Genomic DNA, 18,347 nt, shown 5'->3' with positions numbered 1-18,347 from the left:
GACAGCAAGGACAGCAGCGGTTCCAGCGGGATTCCCGTTCGCCGAACTTCGGCGCAGCGGGGATCCCGCGGCGTGTCCGGGTCACCGGTCGCGGAACGTCTCCTCCGTCTGCCGTCGGCGCAGCTCCTCGATGGTGCGCAACTGCCGGTGGGCCCGTTCGAGCAGGTGATCGAGCTGCTCCCGGTCCAGACGCGCGTCGTGCTCGGCGAGCCGGCGCAGCGACTCCCACGCACTGGCCTTGCCCTGCACACCGGCCTGAAGCAGCTCCAGCTCCAGCAGGGAACTCAAGGGGGAGCGCCGCACCAGACTGCCGTTGCTCTTCAGGCGCCCCGCCCGTTCGCCCAGCCGCCCGGCGTACACCTTGTAGCGCCTCACCGGAATGCCGAGCCGCCGCATGAGGGCGATCAGGGTCCGGCGGTCCTCGGCGATCTCCGTGGCGATCGGGGCCATCGCGTCACCGATCCAGGATCCCTGGCACGCCGTCGCGAGGCGGCGGGACCTCTCCGTCCCCGCGGTGGCGCCCGCCAGTGGGTCGTTGAGGTAGATCCCGAGCAGGTTGTGACCGCTCTGCCCGGCGAATCCCGGCAGCCACGTCCCGGAACGTCCTTGATCGTTCATTGCGTTCCCTCATCGTGGTCGTGGTCGTGGTCGTGGTCGTGGTCGTGGTCGTGGTCGTGGTCGTGGTCGTGCTCGTGGGCGGCGGGCGGCGGGCGGCGGGTGGCAGGCCGGGCGGGCGCCGGCCGGGCGTCTGCACCGGCGGCACGGCAATGGCGCGCAGGGACGGGGCGGCCGGCCGGCCGGAGGCCCGGCCGCCAGTTCAGACGGGGAGCTTGGCCCTGACACCGCCGACCGCGGCGGCCGGGCAGGCGGTGGCGCGCACGGTGCGGCGTACCAGGCCGGCCTCGCGCCGCAGATCGCGGGCCGTGTGGCGGCCGCGCCACAACAGCGACGGCGCGCCGCCGGTGTCGTCCGCCGCGATCAGCAGACCGCCCAGCATGGAGAGGTTCTTCAGGAAGTGGATGCGCTGCTGTGCGCGGTCGGAGGCGTCCTGCGCCTCCCAGTAGCGGTGGCCGGCCAAGGTGGTGGGCACCAGCGTGGCCGCGAGGGCCAGGGCCGACAGCCGGGGCAGCCGCCCCATGCCCAGCAGGAGTCCCGCGGCGACCTGCACGCCCCCGCTGAGCCGTACGACCTGTTCGGTGCTGTCCGGCAGCACCGGCACGCGTTCCGTGATCGGCCGTACGACGGGCTCGGCGATGGATGCCACGTCCTTGGGGCTGCGCACGGAGTTCACGCCTCCGGCGACGAACATGGAAGCGAGCAGGGGGCGACCGACCACGCGCAGCAGACTCATGGTCCTCTCCAGGGGTGTGGATGTGTACGGCGTTCGCCGGGTTCCCGGACGGGGCGAATGCAATCGAGCGGCTCCCGCTCCCTGGACAGGGCGAATGCCGTGGGCGGGTTCCCTGCGTGTTGCGCGGGCACCACGACCCGAGCGTCGCCCCCGCCCTGGCGGCGGCTGTGTGCCCCCCACGCCCCTCGACGCACGGCCGAGTTCGCCGGTGTGCGGCCGCCCGCGGCGGGAACCCGGCGGGCGGCCGACCGCTACGGCCACATCTTCGAACAGCAAGGAGCGCTGCCATGGGACACGGCGGAGACGTCATCCACGAACTGACCACCGACCACCGCGAGGTGGATGAGATCTTCGCGCAGATCGAGGCTCTCCCGACGGGGGACAAGCGGCGCAAGGACCTCGCCGATCAGGCCACCGTCGAACTCGTCCGCCACTCCGTCGCCGAGGAGATGCACCTGTATCCCGCGGTCCGGAAGTACCTTCCGGACGGTGACGCGATCGCCGACCGCGAGATCCAGGACCACTCGGAGGCCGAGCGGACCATGAAGGACCTGGAGGGCTGCCGGGCCGACGACCCGCAGTTCGACCAGCTCATGGGCCGGCTGATGGGGGAGATCCGGGAACACGTCACGGACGAGGAGCAGAACCTCTTCCCCCGGCTGCGGCAGGCCGCGAGCCCGGAGGACCTCGAGAAGCTCGGTGAGAAGATCCGTTCGGCGAAGAAGACGGCGCCGACACGACCGCACCCCTCCGCCCCGGACACCCCGCCCGCGAACAAACTCCTGGCCCCCGGCGCCGGAATGGTGGACCGGATCAGGGACGCGCTGTCCGGCCGAGGGAAGACCGGCTGACGTCCGTGCCAGGACCGGCAGCGCACCGGTGACGTCGCCCCGTGGGGCCGTCGGGACCGCAGCGGCCCGGCGGCCCCGCGGCCGTGCCGGGGCCGCGGGCCCGCGTCGGCGGGCAGGTAGCGCCAGCTGGGCGCACGCGGGGCACCGGGCGGATCGTGGTCACGTTCGGTGAATGACTGCCGTGCGGACCGTCACCGCAGCGGCTACCTTCGTCGAAGGTGCGTCGGGCACCCGCGGGCAGGGCGAGGGCCACGCGCAGGGAGGCCAAGTGAGCCACCAGGCACACCAGCCACACCAGGCACACCAGGCACACCAGGCACATCAGGCACATGAGGTACATGAGGGACGGCATCACACCGCGCCTCCGGGGGACGGACGCGGACCGGGCCGCAGGCGCTTCCTCGGGCTGTGCGCGGGGGCGGCCGGACTGGGCGCCGCGGCAGCCTGCGACGGCGTCACGGTGCACCGGCCCCACGCGGCGGACCGTCACCGGCCGGAGTCCGAGCGGGACCGCCCGGGCACGCGGGACTGGCGGATCAGCTCCCTCGGCCCGGCGGACGCGGTGGCCGGCTACACCGACCGGGTGAGCGTCACCCCGGGCGAGGAGTGCGGTCTGCACGTGTCGACGACGGCGTCGTTCTTCCGTGTCTCGGTCTTCCGCGTCGGCTGGTACGGCGGGTCGTTCGCCCGTCTTGTGTGGCGCTCCGGACCGGTCCCCGGCCGCGCGCAGCCTGCCGCCCGGCTGCTGTCCGGCACGCGCACGGTCCGGGCGGACTGGCCGCGCACGCTCGCCCTCGGCACCGGGGACTGGCCCGAAGGCGCCTATCTGATACGCCTCGACGCGGACCACGGCCACCAGCGGTACGTCCCGCTGATCGTGCGTTCGACCCACGGTGCGGGCCGCACCGTCCTGCTGCACGCCCCGGCCACCTGGCAGGCGTACAACAGGTGGGGCGGCTACAGCCTCTACGCCGGTGCGTCCGGGGCGTACCAGACCCGCTCCCTCGCCGTCAGCTTCGACCGGCCCTACGACGCCGAGGGCGCCGAGAAGTTCCTCGTGTACGAGTGGGCGGCCGTGGTGCTGGCCGAACGCCTGGGCATACCCCTGGCCTACACCACCGGCACCGACCTGCACCGCGACCCCGGTGTACTGCACGGTGCCACCGCGCTGATCTGCCTGGGCCACGACGAGTACTGGACGCCCGAGCAGCGCCGGGCGGTCACCGAGGCCCGGGACACGGGCACCAACGTGGCCTTCCTCGGCGCCAACACCTGCTTCCGCCGGGTCCGGCTGGAGGCGGGCGGGGCCGCGGCCGACCGTACGGTGGTCTGCTACAAGTCCGCCTACCGCACCGACCCCTGCTATCCGTCCCGCCCGGCCCTGGTCACAACCGACTTCCGGCAGGCCCCGGGCGCCGACCCCGAGTCCTCGCTCACCGGGGTGCTCTACGAGGGGTATCCGGTGGACGCTCCCTACGTCGTCCACGCGGCGGACCACTGGCTGCACGAGGGCACCGGAGCCCGCCCCGGAGAGAGCTTCGGCCACCTGGTCGGCGTGGAGTACGACCGGGTCACCCCCGGCGCGCCCGTCCCCGGGCCACTGGAGATCACCGCGCACTCCCCGCTGGTGTGCGCCGGCAACCGCAGCCACAGCGACTCGGCGTACTACACCGTTCCCGGCGGGGCGGGCGTCTTCGCCACCGGGACCATGCGCTGGGTGGAGGCGCTGCTGGCCGGGACCGGCGAACTGGGCCGCGACCACGGTATGGACGCCCGTACGCGGGCCTTCGTCACCCGCACCACGGAGAACCTGCTGCGCGCCTTCGCCGAGGGGCCCGCCGCCCGGCACCGCCCGCTGCCCCGCCCCAACACACAGGAGCTGTACCGGACGGGATGAGCCCCGCTCGGCACGAACGCGTTAGGCGCCCGGCACCGGCGGCGGCGACCACGGCGACGGCGGCAACGCCCGGCACCGGCGGCGGCCACCAAGGCAAACGGCCGGCACCGGCGGCGGCCACCACGGCAAACGGCCGGCTCCGCGGCGTCAGGAGGCGCTGAGCGCCTCCTCGAGAGTCGGGTAGCAGGGTATGAGCGTGTCGACACCGACGAGTTGAAGCACCCTCAGCACCGCGTGCTGCGGGGCGGCGAGACACAGCCGGGTCCCGTCCGCCTGTGCCGCCTGGTGGGCGGTGATGAGGGCGTTGATGCCGCTGGAGTCCATGAAGGTCACGTCGGCCAGGTCGACCACCGTGCCCGGTCCGGTCCCCGGGCAGGACAGCAGCGCCTCGCGGAGCCGCGCGCTGCCGTCGAGGTCGACCTCGCCAGCCAGGGTCACGACGCTGGTGCCGTCGCCGGCCGTGGTACGGGTGATCAGCAGCCGCTCGGGCGCCGACGCTCCCTCGGTCTCTGCCACACTTCCCTCACACTTCTCGTGAATGCCTGGCCATGGCCAGTGGGTCGCTGGACATGATGTCAGGGGTTTGTGAAGCCCGCGACGGGCCGTTCGGCGAGCGCGCAGCACGTGACACGGGCCGGTGGTTCCCCCGCCCCTTGCACCCCCCGGCACCGCGGGTCGCTCCCCGCCGACGCTCCCGGCCGATGCTGGGATGGAGACGGCAGAAAGGGGTGGTGGTGGAAGGCGACCTCGCGTCCGGGTCAGGCAGGGCCGCCGCGGACCGCTTCGGACGGGCCGAGCGGGCGGTCGCCGCGATCGGAACGACCCTCGGCGCCCGCCGGACCGCGGCCGAACTGGCCGCGTTCCTGGTCGAGGAGCTCTGCGACTGCGCGACCGTGGATCTCTTCCGCCCGCAGGACGGCGCCGCCGTGCAGGCGGGGCGCCACGCGGGCGGGTCCCTGCACTCCGCCGCCACGGCCGGCCGCCGCGAGCTCCTGGACGCACTGGAGAAGATCCCGCGCGCGGACGTCTCGGTCCGCGCCCTGGACGAGGGTCACCCGATCACCGCCTCCTTCACGCCCCAGGACGGCGCGGACCTGGTCGCCCTCTCGGTGCCGCTGCCGGCCTGGGGCCGGGTCTACGGAGTGGCTCTCGCCCTGCGTACCGGCCGCCCCTTCGAGGACGACGAGACGGCGGCGGCCCACTTCGCGGCACGGCTGGCCGCCGTGCACCTGCGGCACGCCGACGAGCACCGGGAGGTCGGCGCGCGGGTGTGGGACCTGCAGCGGGTGCTGCTGACCGACCCGGGGCGCCCGCACCCCAACGTGGACCTGGCGACCCGCTACCTGCCCGTGGGCAGGGGCACGCTGGTGGGCGGAGACTGGTGCGAGACCGTGCGCCTGCACTTCGGCCGGACCCTGCTGGTCATCGGCGACGTCATGGGGCACGGCCTGGACGCGGCGGTCGACATGAACGCCTACCGCTCGATGCTGCGCTACGTCGCCTCCACCGATCTGCCCCCGCACCGCATCCTGCGCCGGGTGGACGCCGCCATGTCCGAGGAGAGCGGCCGGCGCCCGGCGACCTGTCTGCTGGCCCTGGTGGACCCGGCACGCGCCACGGTTGCCTTCGCGAGCGCGGGGCACCTGCCGCCGGTCGTCTTCCACCGCGACGGCAGCGCCGGCCTGGTCCCGCTGCCCGTGGGGCCCCCGCTCGGCACGGGCCTGGGCACCTACGAGGTGTCAGCGCTGCCCCTCGCCCCGGACGACACGCTGATGATGTTCACCGACGGGCTGGTCGAGCGGCGCGGCGAGGACATCGACACCTCGCTCGCCCGGCTGTCCGCACTGCGGGTACGGCCGGGGCTGGAAGTCTCGGCCCTGCTGGACGAGATCCTGGACCGGCTGGGCGCCGAGCAGGCGGGCGACGACGTCGCCGCGCTCGCGGCCCGTCTGCGGCCCCGGCCCTGAGGAGCCGGGGCCGCCCCCGCTCACTCGGTGCCCTCGCCCGTGCCCGTGTCCGTGACTCCCGCCGGGGCGGCGACGGCGGGGGAGGAGGCCCACAGGTCGCCGGTGAGGCCGACCGGGTTGCCGGAGGGGATCAGCCCGGAGTCCAGCACCGCCCTGGCCAGCGGCTCCAGAAGAGCGGCCAGACGTGTGGTGCCGTCCCTGCCCAGGGCGGTCCACGGCCGTTCGGCGGCCGCGTCCGGCCGGGCCTCCACGTCGGCGTGGACCGCTGCTCCGGCCGCGGTCAGGGTGCCGTCCTCGCCCAGCCACCCGCGCTCGCGCAGCCCGGCCTCGGCCGCCCGCCACGCCGGCAGGTCCCACTTGCGGCCCTCGCGCAGCAGCGCCGCGTCCGACTCGCCGGCGGCGGCCTTCAGCACCATCGCGGCGACCGGTCCGAGGCCCTGGGCGACCAGGACGGCCACATGCCCGTCGCCGCGGTGCTCGCGCAGTGTGGTCAGGGCCTGCCAGAGCCGGACATGCGGCTCCTTGGGGCGGTCGAGAGCCTGGTTGGCGGCGCCGAGCACACGGCCCGCCGTGTCGGCGGCCGTCGCCGCCCGCCACGCCAGGTCGGCCGCCTCGGTCATGCGCCAACCCGTGACGGCGTCCGGTCCGAGCACCCGGGTCAGCGCGGCGTCCATCGCCCGCTGCCGGGCCGCGAGGACCTCGTCCGGGGCGGCGTACCGCCAGGCGTCCGGCAGGGCCCGCGCCACCCGGTCCGGATGGAAGACGTAGAAGCAACTGGTGACCACCGGCGCCGCGACCGGGCCGAGTGGGGCCGCGCGCAGCGCGAAGTAGCCCATCCAGAAACCCCGGAGGCCGACCTCGTCCGCAGCCCGACGGGCCTCCGGCGCGAAGTAGACCAGATCGTGCACCGGCTCGTACCGCTCCCACAGCGCCCGTGCCAGGACGTCACCCACGCCGGCTCCTCCCGTCTTGGTGTGACCGCGATCGGGTTGGTGGGACCACGGTCAGGAGCAGGATGCGTCATGACGGCGGTCATAACAACCCTCTGCCGCGTGACGGGACGTCGTAACCCCTGGGCACGCGCCGCACGGAGGCCCGACACTGGAGGGCATGACCCGTCGGCCCGAGCCCGCCGTGCCACCGATCGGGCGCCGTGCCGTGCTCCTGGGCACGGCCGGAGCCCTGCTCGGCGCGGCGGGCTGCGCCGGCGGCACGAGGGGGCGCCCGAACACCGCAGCCACGCCGACGGCCCCGGCACCCGGCTCGTCCCCGGCTCCCTCGAACCTCTCGGGCCCCGGGACGCCCTCGCCCACCGCGACCCCGGCCCTGCCCCGCACCGCGCCCTGGCAGGTCACGTCCGCCGAGGTCCACCCGGAGGTGAAACGGCGGGCCGTCGCCCTCGTCGAGGCGATCGGCGCCTGGCCGGACGGCCGGGGTGGTGCCCCGGCCGCCCGGGCCCGGGTGACCGCCCTGCGTCTGCCGGCCGCCCTGGTGGCACAGGCCGGACCGCTGCTGCCGGCCGCCGACGAGGCGGTGCTCCAGGTGGTGGACGCCCAGTACGGCGGGATCCTCGCCGACTCGGCCAGCGTGCTCGTGGTGTGCCGGCAGTGGACCCGGCGCGGCGGCGCGGTCCGGGCGGGCGGCACGACGGTGGACGTACGACTGGCCCGGACCGGGACCGGATGGACGGTCACCGACCTGCACCCGGCCCGGCCCGGCGCCCCGGCGGCCGCACCGCCGGCCCGGGTGCGCAGGGTGCTGGCCGATTCCCGGATCGTGCTGCCGCCCGCGGCACGGGCCGATCTGCGCAGCGGCCGGGTGCACGACAGCGTGCTCACCGCGATGCTGCACCTGGCGGGGAGGTACCGGATGTACGTGAGCGTGGTCCGCTCGGGGCATCCCCTGGACGTCTTCGGCACCAGCCGGCCCAGCGACCATCCGCCCGGGCGGGCCTTCGACGTCTGGCAGGTCGACGGCCACGCGGTCGTCGACCCGGCCACGCCCCGCACCCTCGTCGAGCGCTTCATGCGGGACGCGGCGGCCACCGGCTCCTACAACGTCGGCGGCCCGGTCCCACTGTCCGGCGGCAGCACCCCGGACCAGTTCTTCAGCGACGCCACCCACCACGACCACGTGCACCTGGGCTTCCGCGGCTGAGATCCACCGCGCCGCGCCCCCTCGCCGTCACGGCACGCCTGGAGCGGTCGCACACGCAAGCCGGCCATGCCCCCGGAGGCTGCCGGTGGCGGCTCGCGCGCGGGCGTCGTTCGCGCGCAGCAGGAGTACGGCGATGTCGTCGGTGTAGCGGCCCGTCGGCCAGGTGCGGTCGATGAGGGTGTCGACGAGCTTGTCCAGGTCGCGTTCGCCGCTGCCGGCCAGGAGCCGGGCGAGGTCGTCGACCGTCTCCCCGGCGTCGGTGCCGCGGACCTCCACCAGGCCGTCGGTGTAGAGGGCCAGGATCGCGTCCGGGGGCAGGGCGGCGCCGGTCACCGGGTAGCGGGCCCCGATGTCGACGCCGAGCAGCGGACCGGGGTCGACGTGCACCACACTCGCCCGGTGCGGCGGCAGGCGCAGCAGCGGGGGCATGTGACCGGCGCTGGCGAGCGTGACGTGGTGCCGGGCCAGGTCGAGGTGGACGTACAGACAGGAGACCAGCAGATCGGACTCCAGGTCGGCGAGCAGCCGGTTGGTGCGGGCCAGCACCTGGTCGGGCGGCGCGCCGGCGGTGGCGTGCGAGTGGATGGCGGTGCGCACCTGGCCCATGAGGGCCGCCGCGGCGATGTTGTGGCCTTCGACGTCGCCGATGACAGCCGCCGCGGTGGTGTCGTCCAGACGCAGCAGATCGTAGAAGTCGCCGCCGATCTGCAGGCCGTGACCGGCGGGCAGGTAGCGGGCCGCGACGTCCAGGCCGGGCAGGGCGGGCAGGGTGCGCGGGAGCAGCGCCCGCTGGAGTTCATGCGCCAGATGGTGCTCACTGTCGTAGAGCCGGGCCCGGTCCAGGGCCTGGGCGATCAGGCCGGACAGGGAGGTCAGGACGGCCCGCTCGTCGGCGGTGAAGGCGTGCGGCCCCTCGAAGGAGAGGACGCAGCAGCCCACCGGCCGTCCCATGACGACCAGCGGCAGGAAGGCCCAGGCATGCTTCCCGCTGATCCGGGGCGCCCGCGGATATCCGCGGGCCAGCTCCGCCGGGTCGGCGAAGAAGGCCGGGATGCCGCTGGTCAGGACCTGACCGGCCGGGGTGAGTTCGGTGTCCAGAGGCAGCCCGTCGAGGCGTTCGATGACGTCGGCCGGGTAGCCGCAGGATCCGGTGATCTTCAAACGGCCCGCGTCCGCGGCGGACAGCACCAGGCCCTGGGCGCCGAAGGCCGGCAGGACCTGGTCGGCCATCAGATCGACCAGGTCGTCCACGCCCACGGCCTCCGTGAGCGCGGTGGCCAGATGGACCAACTGGTACAGACGGCCGGTCGCGGCGATCTCGGGACGCTGCCCGGCAGGGTGCGGCGCGACGGCGGCCGACTGCTGCGCGCCGGGCAGGATCCGCACGCTGATGCCGCTGGCGTCCGGGTGGAGCTCGAAGGTCAGCCATTGGCCGGGCGGGCGCAGTGCGGAGAAGGACAGGGGCGCGCGGCTGACGACCGCAGTGCGGTAGTGGTCCTCGTAGACCGGGTCGTCCAGCCAGCTGAGGGCCCGCCAGGGCCGGGTGCCCAGCAGCAGTCCGGCGTCCCGGCCGAGCAGCCGGGCCGCGGTGGAGGTGAGGAAGGTGATCCGGCCCTCCAGATCGAGCGCCAGGGCGCCTTCGGGGAGGCGTTCGGCGTAGTCGGCGGCGGCCAGACCGGTCTGCGCGGGGTGCCGCGGGGTGTCGATGGTGACCACGCGCGGCTGGGCGGGCGGCGCCGGCGGCCGGGGCGCGTCGTCCAGGATCCGCGCCAGGCGGCGGGCGTGGGAGATCAGGTGGCCACGTTCGCGGGCGGAAGGCTCCCGCGTCCGGTCGGTGGGCCACATCAGGACCAGCCCGCCCCAGCAGCGCCGGACCCCGGCCAGCGGCAGGGCGGCGAGCGCGAACGGGTAGGGCAGCACGGCGGACACCCGTGGGTAGCGGCGGGCCATCTCGGCATGGCTGCCGACCCATACCAACCGGTTCTCCCGCACGGCCTCGGACAAAGGCAGCGGCGCGCCGATCGGCATGTGCTGCCAGGGGGCGGTGAACTCCACCGGCAGTCCGCACACCGTCACCAGCCGCAGCACCGGCCTCGCCTCCTCCGTCAGGAACAGGCCGCCGATGGAGGCGCCGGTGCCGCGCACCGTCTCGGCCAGGGCCGTGCCGAGCGCGTCGTCCACCGGCCCGGTGGCGTCCGGTGGCTTGTCCGTCCCGGACATGGCGTCCTCCTGTCCGGTGTCGTGGCGGGCGGCGATCCGCTGCACGGGGCACGGGCGCGGCGGCCGCGCCGCACCGGGAACAGGTCACTTCTACCCGGACCGTACGCCGGGATACGGAACCGTGCAGGAGCAAGCACGCCCTCTCTGCCCCACGTCCGCTCCGCGGGGCGTTGCTCCCGCGGCCGTCCGGTGTCGATCACGCCAGCGCCATCACCAGTGCGGCCACCACGGTGAGCGTCGCCACGGGCACCATGACCAGGCGCGCGCGGTGCACCCAGCCCGGCAGACTCCCGCCGCCGGTGCCGGGCCGACCGATTCGGCGCCCGGTATCCGGCTCGCCGAGGGCGCGGCCGGGCCCGAGCAGCGAGCGGCACCAGGGACAGTCGCCGTCCTCCCAAGCTTCCATCCACGCTTCCATGCCGCGCTCAACGACCCGTCCCGGCGCGGGCAACGCCCACGCCCACCACCGTGATGCCGTCGGCACCAGACCGTGAGCGGACGGTGCCCAGGGCGATCCGCGCAGCCCCGAGCGGCGCTCCGGGCCCGGCCCGGCGGCTTCCCCGGCCGGCCTCACAGGCCCCAGATCCCACGGGGCACGGGCACGGCGGGCACCGCCCCAGCCGTCGGTCCCCACCGGTCCGCGCCCGCCCCGGTGCCCCACGGCCGCAGCAGCGGCGTGCGGGGTTGCTGATCGGCGGGGGCGCGGGGCGCGGTCGGCTCGGCGTATGCGAAGGGCACCCACGGCATCCGGGACGGTTCGGGTCCCACGCGCCCCGTGGTCTGCCCCTGGGGTGTCGCCACGGCCGCGGGCGCGGCGGCTTGGGACGGTGACTGGTTGCCGGGACCGCCGGCCGCCTCCGTGCGGGGCCGGTCCACCGGGGGGCGGCCGGGGGAGCGCGGCAGGGCCCGAGAAGTGCTCTCCATACCGGAGCAAACGGCTCTTGCGCCCGGTCCGTACGCGTCGTGCCCCGGCCGCTCACCGCATCAGGTGAGAACACCCCTCGAACGGCCGCTTACGCTCATGCGACAAGCAGCCCGGACGGACCGCGCGGACGATCCGCGCGGACGATCCGCGCGGACGGACCGCCCGGAAGGCGGGCTGATTCCCCCGGTGACCGCCCCGCCCACGGAGAGACCACTGTCGTACCAGGTCCGGGAGGGTGTCACCGGGGCGTGGGCGCCGTACCGGCGCAGCGAGTCGCACTCGCCCGGTAGCAGGCCCGGTGTGCGTCCGGCGTCCGGCGGCCGCCGCCGTGGCGAGGCCGCCGAGCACGTCCGCGCGGTGCCGCAAGGCGGCCGGGGGGCAGCCGGTGCCGAGGACGACCTCGGCCGGGCCGCCCCCGGGGGCCGGGCTGGTGGGCTGCTCCAGGCAGTGCGTGAGCGGCCATGCGCTCGATCGCCGCGCAGCCGCGGGTCGTCCACGCGCGGCGGCCGCGAGCCGTCGTGAGCCTTGGTTCCGGGACGAGTTCGGGGACACCCCGGTCGCCGGGTGCCCGGCCGTGGTGAGGCGCGGCCGGCTGTCGGTGCCGGGGGCGTCGGTCCGGTCCTGCGCCCGCCCGCCGCGGCACACCCGGAGGCCACGGCGTCACCGCGGGAGTCCGGCTGAGCGGCTGAGACTTTCCCGTCGGGAGCGCGGTGGGAGTGCCCGCGGGCCGGAGGGCGGCGGCCGGTGGCCCGTGGCCGGCGACCGGTAGCCGGTAGCCGGTAGCCGGTGGCCGGTTGGGTCGGCCAGTTCTTCCCCGATCCCCCGGTCGTTCAGTTCTTCCCAGGTGTCAGCTCGGCCAGCAGCAGCGTCCGATCGTCCCTGACGTCGTCGGACGCCGAGACGTCGAGCAGCCGGCGGCACAGCGCCGGCAGGGCGTCCGGGCGCGTGATGTCCGGCAGGCCGGCGGCACCTGCGTCCAGGGCGCGGGCGAGCCGGGTGATGCCCTCGTCGATGTCATGGGTGCGGGACTCGACCAGCCCGTCGCTGTAGAGCAGCAGCAGGGTAGGTTCGGACAGGTGCAGCACGGTCGGCTCGTAGCGGCCCGTGCCGAGCCCGAGCGGCAGTCCGGCGCTGGCCAGGTCGACCCGCTCGGCCGGGTTGCCGGGCCCGCGGAGCAGCGGCGGCGGGTGCCCGGCGCCGACGAAGGTGCAGGTGTGCGCATCCGCGTCCCACTCCGCGTACATGCAGGTGGCGAACGAGGCGCCGGGGGTGTCGCCGGCCACCGCGTCCAGCCGGTCCATGAGCTCGGCCGGGCCGATGTCGAGCGCCGCCAGGGTGCGGACGGCCGTCCGCAGCTGGATCATCGCCACGGCGGACTCCGGCCCGTGCCCCATCGCGTCACCCACGATCATGGCGAGCCGCCGGCCCGCCCGGGGAAGGACGTCGTACCAGTCCCCGCCGATCACGTCGTCCTGCCCGGCCGGCCGGTAACCGTGGGCGACCCGGCAGCTCTCGAAGGCCTGCCCGGTGTCCGGGAGCAGGCTGCGGCGGATGGCGAGCGCGGTGCGGCGCTCGCGTTCGTAGCGCCGGGCGTTGTCGAGCGCCACGCAGGCCCGCGCGCCGAGCGACTCCACGGCCACCGCCTCGGTGCGCGCGAACGGCTCCTTGTCCGGCCCGCGTGTGCAGGCGATGAAGCCCACGGCCGTGCCGCGCAGCCGCAGCGGGACGATCAGGAAGGAGGCACTGCGCAGCAGGGCGTCCACCCCCGCGTCGCCCCGGCCGGTCCTGCGCAGCCGTTCGAAGGTGTGCCCGTCGACGCCGTCGAGCAACTGCGTCTGGCCGGTGGCGAGGGCGCGCGCGTACGGCGTCTCGCGGGGGAAGACCAGGACCTCGCCGACCGGCAGCAGGTGCTCCCAGTCCTCCGAGGTGTCCGACCCTATGCGCAGGGCGAGTCGGCGGGCCTCGATCTGCGGTGGATCGGCCGCCCTGCGCCCCTGCTCCTCCAGCAGCCAGCGCTGGAGCAGGTACACCGAGGCGGCGTCGCAGAAGCCCGGTGCGAGGGCGTGCGCGACGTGCCGGCCGGTCAGGTGCAGATCGAGCTCGGAACCGATGGCGTCGGCCGCGGGGGAGAAGTACGACCGGCGGCGCAGCGGCGCTGGGGAAGGAGCGTCGTCGGGCTGACTGCGTTCTGTGTTCCGCAGGGTCGTTGCCTTCCGGGTGGGGCCGGTAGCGGTGGGGGCGTCCGGCTGTTGCGGGCCGTCGGGCGGTGCGTCGTCGTATGCCGGGGGCAACTATATGATGCCCAGTCAAGGTCACCGAGCAGCAGGGGGAGTTGGTCATGCCGGACGGGGACGGGCTGCCACGGGGCGTGGATCCGGGCAAGGCCAGTGTGGCCCGTATGTACGATGCCATGCTGGGCGGCGAGCACAACTTCGCCATCGACCGGGAGGCGGTGGCCGCGTTCACCGCGATCGACCCCCAGGTCCGCACCCTGGCCCGCGCCAACCGCGCCTTCCTGGGCCGTGCCGTGCGCTTCCTGGTCGACTCCGGCGTGCGCCAGTTCGTCGACCTCGGCTCCGGCATCCCCACCCAGGGCAACGTGCACGAGGTCGCCCAGGCCGCCGGCCCCGGCGCCAAGGTGGTGTACGTGGACAACGACCCGGTCGCGGTCGCGCACAGCGAGGCGCTGCTCGCCGACAATCCGGACGCGGCGATCGTGGCCGCCGACATCCGCAGACCTGCCGAGATCCTCTCCTCGCCCCGGGTGCGGGCGCTCATCGACTTCGGGCAGCCGGTCGCCGTCCTGATGATCACGATTCTGCACTTCGTCACGCCCGAGGAGGATCCGGCCGGCATCGTGGCCGCCTTCCGGGACGCACTGCCTGCGGGCAGCTGGCTGGCCCTGACCCACGCCACGGACGAGGACCGCCCGGACACGGCGGCCGCCGTCGGGCAGTTGTACCGCGACCGGGCCACCTCTCCGGTGACGGCCCGCTCCCACGACCAGATCGGGGCCCTCTTCGACGGCTTCGACCTGGTGGACCCCGGCCTGGTCTACGTCCCGCTGTGGCGCCCGGACCGGGCGGAGGAGATCCCCGAGAACCCCTCCCAGTACTGGGTGTACGCCGGAGTGGGCCGCAAGAGCGCCTAGCTCGCCGCGCGGGCGGGCCGTGCGCCGGTGCTGCGATCGGAAGGGTTCACCGGCTTGCGACGCCCGGCACGGCACCTCGCCGCGTTGTCGCAGCACCCGGGTACGTCCAGTACGCGGGCGATGCTCCGCCTTGCGATGCACCGCACCGGACGCCGCGAGCTTTCCGGCAAACCCTTCCGGCCACAGCACTGGGCGCACGGCACCGACCAGCCCGCGCCCGGCGCACGGCACCGACCAGCCCGCGGCGGGTGCCGGCCGCGGCACCCGGGCCGGCGTGCCGGGCCCGAGTGCCCGCCCCGAAATCTTCGGTCACGGGGCCTCAGGCGGGCCGGATCGCGCTGTGGATGGCCTGGGGGCCCGCGAAGAAGATCGACTCCTCGCGTATCGGTGCCCCCGGACTCGGGGCGTGGACCATCGTGCCGTTGCCGCCGTAGAGGCCGACGTGGCTGACGTCGCCGTGGAAGAAGACCAGATCCCCGGGCCGCAGCTCGGCCAGCTGGATCGGGGCGCCGGAGCCGGACTGCTCGTAGGCGGTACGTGGCAGTGCCACCCCGGCGACCCGCCAGGCGGTCTGGACCAGGCTGGAACAGTCGTACGAGTCCGGTCCGGTGGCGCCCCAGACACACGGCCGGCCGATCTGCGCACGGGCGAAGGCGAGCGCCTTGACGGCCTTCCTCTCGTAGGCCGAGGCGGCTGTTGCGCCGAGGTCCACGGCTGGGGCGGGGGCGGTGGGCGCGGTGGGGGTTGCGACGGCAGGGACACCGAGGGGAACACCGGCGTCCGCGGCCGGTCCCCGGCCGCCCGTCGGGCCGGAGTCGAACAGCGCGGTGGCGCCGAGTGACGGGACGGCGTCGTAGGAGGGGGCGAAGGAAGCGGCGGCGTCGAAGGAGGGGGCGGCGTCGAAGGAGGGGGCGGCGTCGAACGAGGGGGCCGTCCCGGGAGACGGTGACGTGCCCAGGGCCAGCGGCGTGCCGAAAGCCGGAGACGCGCCGGGTGCGGCGTACGAGCCGGCTGACGCATACGTGCCCGGTGACGACGGCGTGTCCATGAGCGCGGTCGCGTCCGGGCGGGCGGCCGTGTCGAGGGATGCGACGGGCTGCGGCGGCCCCTGCGCCGGTCCCTCGGAAGGAGCGGTCCAGGATTCCTCGGCGGTGGACCAGGATTCCTCGGCGGCGGGCCGGAGCCCCCTCACCGAGGCTAGCCAGGACTCCTGCTCGGCCGGCCGGGCCCCGGCCACGGCGAGCGGCTGCGTGGCGTGCGGTGCGGCCTGCCCGGACAGCAGCTCGCGGGCCCGGGTGAGCTTGCTCTGCAGCTGGTCCTTGGAGGACCGCAACGCGGGCTGCCAGGGCCGGGCGGCGGACGCGGACGACGCGGCGCCGGCGGCCTCCGTCCGCGGCTCGGGCACGGCGGGCAGCGCCGCCAGGGGCGCGGCGGGCAGTTCCGCGACCGGCCCGGCGGCCACCGCGGTGGCGGCGGGCCCGGCGGTCAACTCCGGTACGGGCCGTGCCGTGGCCGTCGTGTCCGTCACTCCGGCGGTCAACTCCGGTACCGGTCTGGCGGGAGCCGAAGCCGCGGGGCCGGCGGTCAGTTCCAGCAGGGACGGGCCGGTCCCCTCCGGTCCAGGTGTCCGCGGACCCTCCACGGGGCGCCTCCGCGGCCCCGCACCCCGGGAGTTGGCGGGGTTCGGCCGGCGGCCGGGCGGCAGTGCGGCGGGCACGCTCGGCCCCAACTGGGCACGTGCCACGTCGAACCACTGCTTGGCCACGCTCTCCAGGGTCGGATCGGCCCGCCTGGCGGCGCCCCCGAGCGCCGAGTCGGGCCTCGTACGCCCGCCCTTGCTCATCGCGCGGGTGGCGTTGTAGTTCCCCGTGGCGGTCTCGGCCTGGTCGTAGAGGCTGTTGATCCGCCGCTCAACCTCGGGCGAGGGTCGTTCCGGCGCCAATGAAGACGCACTCCTTCCGTAGCCCGCCTACCGGGTCAGCTGTCGGGTTCGGGCGGGTGGTGCTTCGGAAGGCGTGCCCTACGTCCCTTGCGCCGATGGGCGGTTGGGCCGATTCACCCCAATGTCGGTCGGGTCCCCGGCTCCGGCCGGCCGCTGGGCGGACCGGACTCGGCGGAGGTCGCACGATCCGACGGGACTCGCCGGAGGCAATCGTGCGGCCTGGACGTCAACTTAGCGAACGTGTGTGCCTCGTGTGAAGGTTGAAGGGCGAAATGTCCGATACGTTTTCGTGACCTTTCCGGGTCGGGTGTCACCAGCCCGTCAGCAGCAGGTGGTTGAGCAGCAGCGCAAGCAGGGTCTGGGCGGCCAGCCAGCCCCGGGGGCGGGTGAGCAGGGCGCAGGCCGGAAGCAGCCACATCGCGAAGGGGAGCCAGATGCGTTCCGTCTCCGCCTTGCTCATGCCGGAAACGTCGGCGGCGAGGAGCGCGAGCAGGGCGCAGAGCACGAGCAGGCCGAGGCGGGCCTCGGCGGTCGCCGGACCGCCGGCCGGGCTCGGCCCCGGCTTCGTCCTCCGTCCTGCATCCGGGGTCGTGGGGTTGGTCTTCGGGCCTGCATCCGGGGTCGTGGGGTTGGTCTTGGGGCATGCATCCGGGCTCGTGGGGCTTGGGCTCGCTCCGGCATCCGGGCTCGCGGGGATCGGGCGCGGGCCGGTGTTCCAGGCCAGGACTCCCCTGCGGTGGCGGACCGTCGCGGTGCCTGCCCGGAACAGGCCGGCCGCCGTGGCCGGCCCCGTGATCAGCACGGTGCAGGCCAGGTTCGCCCACACCCAGTAGCCGTAGGGCCGGATGCCACCGATCCCCTGGTAGTACCGCGTGACCAGCAGCCGGTAGGCCTCCCACCAGTTGAAACCGGCGAGCGAGAACAGCACCGGCACGACGGCCAGCCCGGCGAGGAGCAGCGGCAGCCCCCGCAACAGCGCCCCTGCCCGCACGCGCCCCAGCAGCACCACGCCCGCCCCGATCACCGCGAACAGCGTGAGGCCGTACGACAGATAGCAGGTCAGGCCGAACAGCAGCCCTGATCCGAAAGCGGCCGCCGCCCGGGTTCCCGGGCGCGACCGCCCCGCCACCGCCAGGGCGAGCAGCGCGACGGACCAGGCGGCCGCGGCCGCGAACCAGCCGTCGGCCGACGCGCCCACCCACACCGCGGCCGGTGCCGCCACCAGGAAGGGCGCGGCCCGGCGCGCCAGGTCCTCCCCGGCCAGCGTACGCACGGCCACCAGTACGGCCACGCACGCCGTGGCTCCCAGGGTGATGCACCAGGCGCCGGCCCAGCCGCCGCCGCGCAGTCCGGCGCGGTCGAGCAGGACGAAGGTGAGCGTCGCGGCCGGGGGATGGCCGGCGATGTGGGCGGGCCAGGGGGCTGGGGAGCCCTCCACGATGTGGTGGGTGAAGTCGCGGAGCGTGGCCGGGATGTCGTGGAAGCGGCCGATCACCCGGAGGTACTCGTTGGTGGCGGTGAGCCGGGTGGCCACCCCTCGGTTCCAGCCGTCGACCAGCGCGAGCGACCAGGTCCAGGCCATCGCCGTGACCCAGGTGGCGGCGAGCAGAGGGCGCCACGGCAGCCGCCGGGCGAGTGGTGGCCCGAGGGCCACCACGGCGACCGCCAGCAGCACGGCGGCAGGTGTGCCCGGTCCCAGGTGCGGGTCCCACACGGCGAACAGCGGAGGCCAGCGCACGAACAGGGTGTGGTGGGCGGACTGGATGCGGCGGCCGACGAGGACGGCCGCCAGGACGAGCACGGCGGCGGCCAGGGCGGCGGACATGTCGCGAAGCAGAGGGTGAGGACGGCGGGTCACATCGGAACGCTAGGTCGGCGGACGGCGA

General features: G+C 74.9%; 14 protein-coding genes and 1 riboswitch. Of the genes, 5 read left to right on the top strand and 9 right to left on the bottom strand.

The window, feature by feature from the left end:
• Positions 1–81: 81 nt before the first annotated feature.
• Positions 82–618 carry a hypothetical protein gene (locus tag ACH4UM_RS32395; RefSeq protein ID WP_398187146.1) on the bottom strand — a complete coding sequence of 179 codons (537 nt, stop codon included), beginning with the start codon at positions 616–618 and terminating at the stop codon, positions 82–84.
• 199 nt (positions 619–817) lie between these two features.
• Complete coding sequence (locus ACH4UM_RS32390; RefSeq protein WP_398187143.1) at positions 818–1,351, bottom strand: DoxX family membrane protein; 534 nt, start codon at positions 1,349–1,351, stop codon at positions 818–820.
• Positions 1,352–1,638: 287 nt separating this feature from the next.
• On the opposite strand from ACH4UM_RS32390, the gene ACH4UM_RS32385 reads away from it, so the two are divergent.
• The gene (locus ACH4UM_RS32385; RefSeq protein ID WP_398187140.1) at positions 1,639–2,202 is read left to right on the top strand and encodes a hemerythrin domain-containing protein; all 564 of its coding nucleotides are present in this window, start codon (positions 1,639–1,641) and stop codon (positions 2,200–2,202) included.
• A gap of 268 nt (positions 2,203–2,470) precedes the next feature.
• Positions 2,471–4,099, top strand: coding sequence for a N,N-dimethylformamidase beta subunit family domain-containing protein (locus tag ACH4UM_RS32380; protein ID WP_398187137.1), 1,629 nt, complete (start codon positions 2,471–2,473; stop codon positions 4,097–4,099).
• 147 nt (positions 4,100–4,246) lie between these two features.
• Here ACH4UM_RS32380 and ACH4UM_RS32375 read toward each other — a convergent pair whose 3' ends face one another.
• The gene (locus tag ACH4UM_RS32375) at positions 4,247–4,615 is read right to left on the bottom strand and encodes an STAS domain-containing protein (RefSeq protein WP_398187134.1); all 369 of its coding nucleotides are present in this window, start codon (positions 4,613–4,615) and stop codon (positions 4,247–4,249) included.
• Between the two features lie 218 nt (positions 4,616–4,833).
• On the opposite strand from ACH4UM_RS32375, the gene ACH4UM_RS32370 reads away from it, so the two are divergent.
• Positions 4,834–6,066, top strand: coding sequence for a PP2C family protein-serine/threonine phosphatase (locus ACH4UM_RS32370; protein ID WP_398187131.1), 1,233 nt, complete (start codon positions 4,834–4,836; stop codon positions 6,064–6,066).
• A 20-nt stretch (positions 6,067–6,086) separates the two neighbouring features.
• Here the strand turns inward: ACH4UM_RS32370 and ACH4UM_RS32365 are convergent, their stop codons facing one another.
• On the bottom strand, positions 6,087–7,019 hold the full coding sequence (locus ACH4UM_RS32365; RefSeq protein ID WP_398187128.1) for a hypothetical protein: 933 nt from the start codon (positions 7,017–7,019) through the stop codon (positions 6,087–6,089).
• Positions 7,020–7,176: 157 nt separating this feature from the next.
• Here ACH4UM_RS32365 and ACH4UM_RS32360 point away from each other — a divergent pair, with 157 nt between their 5' ends.
• A complete protein-coding gene (locus tag ACH4UM_RS32360; RefSeq protein WP_398187126.1) occupies positions 7,177–8,223 on the top strand; it encodes a hypothetical protein in 1,047 nt (348 codons plus the stop codon).
• Between the two features lie 27 nt (positions 8,224–8,250).
• Here the strand turns inward: ACH4UM_RS32360 and ACH4UM_RS32355 are convergent, their stop codons facing one another.
• The 3 genes from ACH4UM_RS32355 to ACH4UM_RS32345 form a co-directional block, all read right to left on the bottom strand.
• Entirely contained in the window at positions 8,251–10,443 is a 2,193-nt protein-coding gene (locus tag ACH4UM_RS32355) for a SpoIIE family protein phosphatase (protein ID WP_398187123.1), read from the bottom strand.
• Between the two features lie 196 nt (positions 10,444–10,639).
• Complete coding sequence (locus ACH4UM_RS32350) at positions 10,640–10,849, bottom strand: hypothetical protein (protein ID WP_398187120.1); 210 nt, start codon at positions 10,847–10,849, stop codon at positions 10,640–10,642.
• Positions 10,850–12,198: 1,349 nt separating this feature from the next.
• Positions 12,199–13,659: a PP2C family protein-serine/threonine phosphatase gene (locus tag ACH4UM_RS32345; protein ID WP_398187117.1), complete on the bottom strand. Its 1,461-nt coding sequence runs from the start codon at positions 13,657–13,659 to the stop codon at positions 12,199–12,201.
• A 47-nt stretch (positions 13,660–13,706) separates the two neighbouring features.
• On the opposite strand from ACH4UM_RS32345, the gene ACH4UM_RS32340 reads away from it, so the two are divergent.
• Positions 13,707–14,519 carry an SAM-dependent methyltransferase gene (locus ACH4UM_RS32340; RefSeq protein ID WP_398187114.1) on the top strand — a complete coding sequence of 271 codons (813 nt, stop codon included), beginning with the start codon at positions 13,707–13,709 and terminating at the stop codon, positions 14,517–14,519.
• A 319-nt stretch (positions 14,520–14,838) separates the two neighbouring features.
• On the opposite strand, the gene ACH4UM_RS32335 is transcribed toward ACH4UM_RS32340, so the two are convergent.
• Together ACH4UM_RS32335 and ACH4UM_RS32330 are read right to left on the bottom strand one after the other, a co-directional pair.
• The gene (locus ACH4UM_RS32335) at positions 14,839–16,461 is read right to left on the bottom strand and encodes an NlpC/P60 family protein (protein ID WP_398187112.1); all 1,623 of its coding nucleotides are present in this window, start codon (positions 16,459–16,461) and stop codon (positions 14,839–14,841) included.
• Positions 16,462–16,469: 8 nt separating this feature from the next.
• Positions 16,470–16,645, bottom strand: a riboswitch (cyclic di-AMP (ydaO/yuaA leader).
• A 126-nt stretch (positions 16,646–16,771) separates the two neighbouring features.
• On the bottom strand, positions 16,772–18,286 hold the full coding sequence (locus ACH4UM_RS32330; RefSeq protein ID WP_398187109.1) for a hypothetical protein: 1,515 nt from the start codon (positions 18,284–18,286) through the stop codon (positions 16,772–16,774).
• Positions 18,287–18,347: the final 61 nt, after the last annotated feature.

Origin of the sequence: Streptomyces sp. NPDC020801, assembly GCF_044334385.1 — a bacterium.
Taxonomy (GTDB): domain Bacteria; phylum Actinomycetota; class Actinomycetes; order Streptomycetales; family Streptomycetaceae; genus Streptomyces.
This window is presented reverse-complemented; position numbering and strand designations above follow the sequence as displayed.